Raw genomic sequence first — 4,782 nt, 5'->3', positions numbered from 1 at the left:
AACCGCCTGACCGGCCAAACCGACCAAGGAGGAGTCACACCACCGTGATCGTCCGTTCGTTCAAGGACATCGAGGGAACCGACCGGCATGTGAAGTCCGCGTCCGGAACCTGGGAGAGCAAAAGGATCGTGCTCGCCAAGGAGCGGGTCGGCTTCTCACTGCACGAGACAACCGTCTACGCCGGCACCGAGACATCCATGTGGTACGCCAACCACATCGAGGCCGTGCTGTGCGTCGAAGGGGAGTCGGAGCTGACCAACGAGGAGACTGGAGAGAAGCACTGGATCACCCCGGGGACCATGTACCTCCTCGACGGCCATGAACGGCACACCCTGCGCCCCAAGACCGACTCCCGCTACATCTGTGTGTTCAACCCGCCCGTGACCGGCCGGGAGGACCACGACGAGAACGGCGTCTACCCGCTGCTCACTGACGAGGGGACGGCCTGAGATGACGACGGCAGGGACTAAGGCTGTCTTCCGCACGCCGACGCCCGAGGACGGCTTGAAAGTGTGGGAGCTGGTCAAGAACACTCCCAACCTGGACACCAACAGTCCGTACGCATACGTCCTGTGGTTCCGCGACTTCGCCGACTGCTGCTTGGTGGCCACGGTCGACGACGAGATCGTCGGCTTCCTCACCGGCTACCGCCGTCCCGAGGAGCCGGAAACCTACTTCGTGTGGCAGACCGCTGTCAGCCCGCGGCACGGCATCCCCTTCCTCGGAGTGAAACTCTTCGAGGCCGCGGCCGAGCAGCAACGCGCCCGTGGAGCCCGCTTCGTCGAAGCCAGCGTGTCGGCCGAGAACCGCTCCATCCTCATGGTGCTCAGGCAATACGCCCGCCGACGAGCGGCCGCGATCACCGAGCAGGTCCTCTTTCCCGCCGGCTGGCTGGGGGAGGGCCACCACGACGAGATCCTCCAGCGCATCGGACCACTGGCCGCCAAAGAACCGGCTCCCGTTCCGGACGACGACCACATCAACGTGAACACCCTCGCGAAGGAGACCGCTGCATGAGCACCACCGTGCGACCCGATCTCTACCCCACCCGAGTCAACGGCGACGCCGTCGTCCAGCCACGGGTTGACCCGGCCGTGTGGGGCAATGCTCCCGGCCCGCTCGGCAAGGAGCAGCTGGACCGTTACGAGTCCAGCGGATTCCTGGTCCTCGACAACCTGCTGTCGCCGCAGGAGGTGGAGACGTACCGTGCCGAGCTGCAGCGCCTGGGCAAGGACCCGGTCCTGCGTGCAAGCGACCGTGTCGTCATGGAGCCGGACTCCGACCGGGTGCGTTCCGTGTTCGAGGTGGAGAAGGTCAGCGAGCTCTTCGCCGAACTGCTCTACTCGTCCCGGCTCACCGACGTCGCCCGGCAGGTCCTCGACTCGGACGTGTACGTCCACCAGAGCCGGGTCAACTACAAGCCCGGCTTCGGCGGCGCCGAGTTCGACTGGCACTCCGACTTCGAAACCTGGCACGCCGAGGACGGCATGCCCCGGCCGCGCGCCTTCAGCGTCTCCATCGCGCTGAGCGAGAACTACTCGTTCAACGGACCGCTGCTGGTCATGCCGGGTACGCACAAGACGTTCATACCGTCGGTCGGAGAGACGCCGCCCGACTTCCACAAGGAATCGCTGCGCGTGCACCGCATCACCGTCGGTTCCCCCGGCCCGGAGCACCTGAAGCGGATGGCCGAGCGGCACGGTATCGAGCAGATCACCGGGCCGGCGGGCTCGGCGGTCATGTTCGACTCGAACCTGCTGCACGGTTCCAACGGCAACATCACCCCCTTCCCGCGCTCCAACATCTTCATCGTCTACAACAGCGTCGAGAACACGCTGGAGGAGCCGTTCGCCGCGCCCAAGCCGCGTCCGCAGCACCTCGGCAACCGCGAGTTCCCTCGCTAATCGGCGCGGGGTCAAGCACACGCTGATCAGCTCTGTTCGCACGCGCGGGGCGGCCATTCCCGGCCGCCCCGCGTCGTGTCATGCGGCGGCCCCAGGGCCGCGGAAGGTGGCGCGGTAGGCGCTCGGCGAAGTCCCCAGCGCCGCGTGGAAGTGCTGCCGTAGATTCGCTGCCGTACCCAGCCCCGCTCGTTCAGCCACCTGCTCCACCGGCAGGTCCGACTCCTCCAGCAGTTCCCGGGCACATTCGACGCGCTGCTGCGTGAGCCAGTTCATCGGAGTGACGCCGACCTCGTCACGAAAGCGCCGGGTGAAGTTCCGTACGCTCATCGACTCCCGGGCCGCCATCTGCCCCAGGGTGATGGGCTCGCCCAGTCGCTGAAGCGCCCAGCCGCGCGCGGCCGCGGTGGAGGGCGAGGTCGGTTCCGGCACGGGATGGCGGACGTACTGCACCTGTCCGCCCTCCCGGTGGGGTGGTACGACGGTGCGGCGGGCGACGTCGTTGGCGACGGCCATGCCGAAGTCGCGGCGGATCATGTGCAGGCACAAGTCGATTCCGGAGGCGCATCCGGCGGAGGTCAGCACATCGCCGCCGTCGGTGTACAGGACGGCCGCGTCCAGTTCGACGCGTGGGAAGAGTTGGGCGAAACGGTCAGCGTAGCGCCAGTGCGTGGTTGCTGCCTGCCCATCGAGCAGCCCTGCGGAGGCCAGGACGAAGGCTCCCGTGCAGATCGACGCCACTCGGGTGCCGGGCTGTATGCGGGAGAGCGCCTCGGCGAGCGGCTCTGAGAGCGCGGGTTGCTGCTGTACGTAGTCCTCGTAGGAGGACAGCACGATCACTGTGTCGGCTTCGGCCAGCGTCTCGGGGCCGTGTGCGACGTTGATGGTGAAGTCCCCGTCTGTGTCTACTTTTCCCGGCTGCAAGGCGCAGGTGACGACCTCGTACAGTGGCTCGCCTTCCGCTGACGCGCCCGCGCGGGCCTGGCCGAACAATTGGTGGACGATGCCCAGCTCGATGGGCAGGGTCATCTGGCGGGCGAGTACAGCAACGTGGTGTCGCGCGGGGTGAGAGAACACAGTCCGATCCAGCATGGCCACATTCTTGCGCATGACGGCCATCCAGACACTCGCTGGCCGTCCACCGCCTCGGCAGCCTGGAGCCATGGCTCAGCACTCGCAGCCCCAGTTGACCGCAGCCCCCATCACGGCACCGCCCAGCCCCCGCGCCGGATTACACCGCGCCTGGGTCATCGCCGTCGTCGCAGGCGCGGCCATCGTCACGGCCGGCGCTTTCACGACCGTCCCAGGCCTGCTCATCACGCCGCTGCACCAGGAGTACGCGTGGGACCGGGGCCAGATCGCGTTGGCCGCCTCCGTCAACATGGTCCTGTTCGGCTTCACCGCGCCCTTCGCGGCGGCCCTGATGGAACGTGCCGGAATCCGTCGCGTGGTGGTGGGCGCCCTGCTCCTCGTCACCGTCGGTGCCCTGCTCACCAGTGTGATGGCCTCGCCATGGCAGCTCGTACTGTACTGGGGTGTGCTGGTCGGGCTCGGCAGCGGTTGCCTGACCATGACCTTCGCCGCCTTGATCACCGGCCGCTGGTTCGCGCGGCGGCGCGGTCTGGTCACGGGTGCGCTCAGCGCCTCCAGCCACCTGGGCCAACTGGTCTTCCTGCCCCTGCTCGCCTGGGCGGTCGACCGCTACGACTGGCAGCCCCCTGTAGTTACCCTGGCGCTTGTCGCCCTGGTCGTCTGCGCTCTGGTTGCCCTGCTGCTGCGAGACCACCCGGCCGACATCGGTGCCCGGCCGTACGGAGGCGGGCAATTCGTGCCCAAGCCTGCCCCTGTCCAGGGCGCCGCACGCCGCAGCGTCAAGGTCCTCAGCAACGCTGCCCGCACCGGCACCTTCTGGCTACTGGCCGGCATGTTCATCATCTGCGGCGCCTCGACCAACGGCATCATGTGGAGCAACTGGGTACCCGCCGCTCATGACCATGGCATGCACGCGACCATCGCAGCCTCGCTCCTGTCCCTGATCGGCGTCTTCTCCTCTCTGGGCGCAGTCCTCTCCGGTTGGCTCACCGACCGCGTCGACCCGCGCCGGCTGTTGGTCGTCTACTTCACCGTCCGCGCCCTCACACTGCTTGCCCTGCCCCATGTCCTCACGGCGTCAGTACAGCCACCCTTGATCGCCTTCTGCGTCGTGTACGGCCTCGTCGACGTGGCAACCGTTCCCCCCGTCATCGCCCTCAGCCAACGCGCATACGGCGACGACGGTCCCATCGTCTTCGGATGGGCCAATTCCGCCCACCAGCTGGGCGCAGGCACCTCGGCGTTCCTCGGCGCCGAGGCCCGCGATCTGTTCGGCACCTACAACGTTGTTTGGCCCGCGCTGAGCGTGGTCTGCCTCGTCGCGGCCCTGATGGCTCTGACTGTACGTACCCAGCGCGACGCCCGGCCCGCCGCATAACCGCATCACGTCGAGCTCTCCCACCCGCACTCGCTCACACCTTCACACAACTCAGGAGGACGTCATGACCTCGTGGGCTGCCGCCCCCACACCTGCCCAGACTTCGAAGCCTCCGAAACCACTGCTGTGCACCTACTGCGGCACCGACGACGACAACAACTTTGCCGTCATCTCCCGACACCGCACTTCCAACGGCACCACCGTATGGCTGCGCTGCTCCTGCGGCGCCTTGCAGGCTCGAGCGATCAGCCGCGCGGGTTCTCAGATCGTCGCCAGCGGTCACCGTTGACGAGTCCCATCGGCGCTGTCGAAAGCGCAGTCCGACCTCGGTCGGCGACCTCGGTGTCGCTGACCAAGGCCGCCGCCCGGATCTCGCTGGGCGCGACGATCGCCAGGCTGCGTGCCGAGGGG

Annotated in this window: 6 protein-coding genes; 5 read left to right on the top strand and 1 reads right to left on the bottom strand. The window is 67.5% G+C overall.

Going from position 1 to position 4,782, the window contains the following annotated elements:
- The first annotated feature begins 44 nt into the window (after nucleotides 1–44).
- From ACL02U_RS32615 to thpD, 3 genes are read left to right on the top strand one after another with little or no spacing between them, the layout of a single operon-like run.
- Nucleotides 45–449 carry an ectoine synthase gene (locus tag ACL02U_RS32615; protein WP_412794626.1) on the top strand — a complete coding sequence of 135 codons (405 nt, stop codon included), beginning with the start codon at nucleotides 45–47 and terminating at the stop codon, nucleotides 447–449.
- Nucleotide 450: 1 nt separating this feature from the next.
- Nucleotides 451–1,017, top strand: a complete 567-nt coding sequence (ectA, locus tag ACL02U_RS32610; RefSeq protein ID WP_412794625.1) for a diaminobutyrate acetyltransferase — start codon at nucleotides 451–453, stop codon at nucleotides 1,015–1,017.
- Entirely contained in the window at nucleotides 1,014–1,904 is an 891-nt protein-coding gene (gene thpD / locus ACL02U_RS32605; protein ID WP_412794624.1) for an ectoine hydroxylase, read from the top strand. Before ectA ends, thpD begins: the two co-directional genes overlap by 4 nt.
- 78 nt (nucleotides 1,905–1,982) lie before the next feature.
- Here the strand turns inward: thpD and ACL02U_RS32600 are convergent, their stop codons facing one another.
- Nucleotides 1,983–2,993 (bottom strand): GlxA family transcriptional regulator, encoded by a 1,011-nt coding sequence (locus ACL02U_RS32600; RefSeq protein ID WP_412794623.1) that lies wholly within the window; start codon nucleotides 2,991–2,993, stop codon nucleotides 1,983–1,985.
- Nucleotides 2,994–3,063: 70 nt separating this feature from the next.
- Between ACL02U_RS32600 and ACL02U_RS32595 the strand changes: the two genes are divergently transcribed.
- Nucleotides 3,064–4,371, top strand: a complete 1,308-nt coding sequence (locus tag ACL02U_RS32595; protein ID WP_412794622.1) for an MFS transporter — start codon at nucleotides 3,064–3,066, stop codon at nucleotides 4,369–4,371.
- 64 nt (nucleotides 4,372–4,435) lie between these two features.
- Nucleotides 4,436–4,660, top strand: a complete 225-nt coding sequence (locus ACL02U_RS32590; RefSeq protein ID WP_412794621.1) for a hypothetical protein — start codon at nucleotides 4,436–4,438, stop codon at nucleotides 4,658–4,660.
- The last annotated feature ends 122 nt before the right edge of the window (nucleotides 4,661–4,782 follow it).

The sequence above is a fragment of the Streptomyces sp. MS06 genome, from assembly GCF_047200655.1.
GTDB lineage: Bacteria > Actinomycetota > Actinomycetes > Streptomycetales > Streptomycetaceae > Streptomyces.
Note: the sequence above shows the minus strand (reverse complement) of the source record. Positions and strands in the feature narration are given on the sequence as shown.

Bases quoted from the DNA above. Each gene is read 5' to 3' on its own strand.
- ectA (WP_412794625.1), top strand. From the start codon at position 451: ATGACGACGGCAGGGACTAAGGCTGTCTTCCGCACGCCGACGCCCGAG.
- thpD (WP_412794624.1), top strand. From the start codon at position 1,014: ATGAGCACCACCGTGCGACCCGATCTCTACCCCACCCGAGTCAACGGC.
- ACL02U_RS32600 (WP_412794623.1), bottom strand. From the start codon at position 2,993: ATGCTGGATCGGACTGTGTTCTCTCACCCCGCGCGACACCACGTTGCT.
- ACL02U_RS32595 (WP_412794622.1), top strand. From the start codon at position 3,064: ATGGCTCAGCACTCGCAGCCCCAGTTGACCGCAGCCCCCATCACGGCA.
- ACL02U_RS32590 (WP_412794621.1), top strand. From the start codon at position 4,436: ATGACCTCGTGGGCTGCCGCCCCCACACCTGCCCAGACTTCGAAGCCT.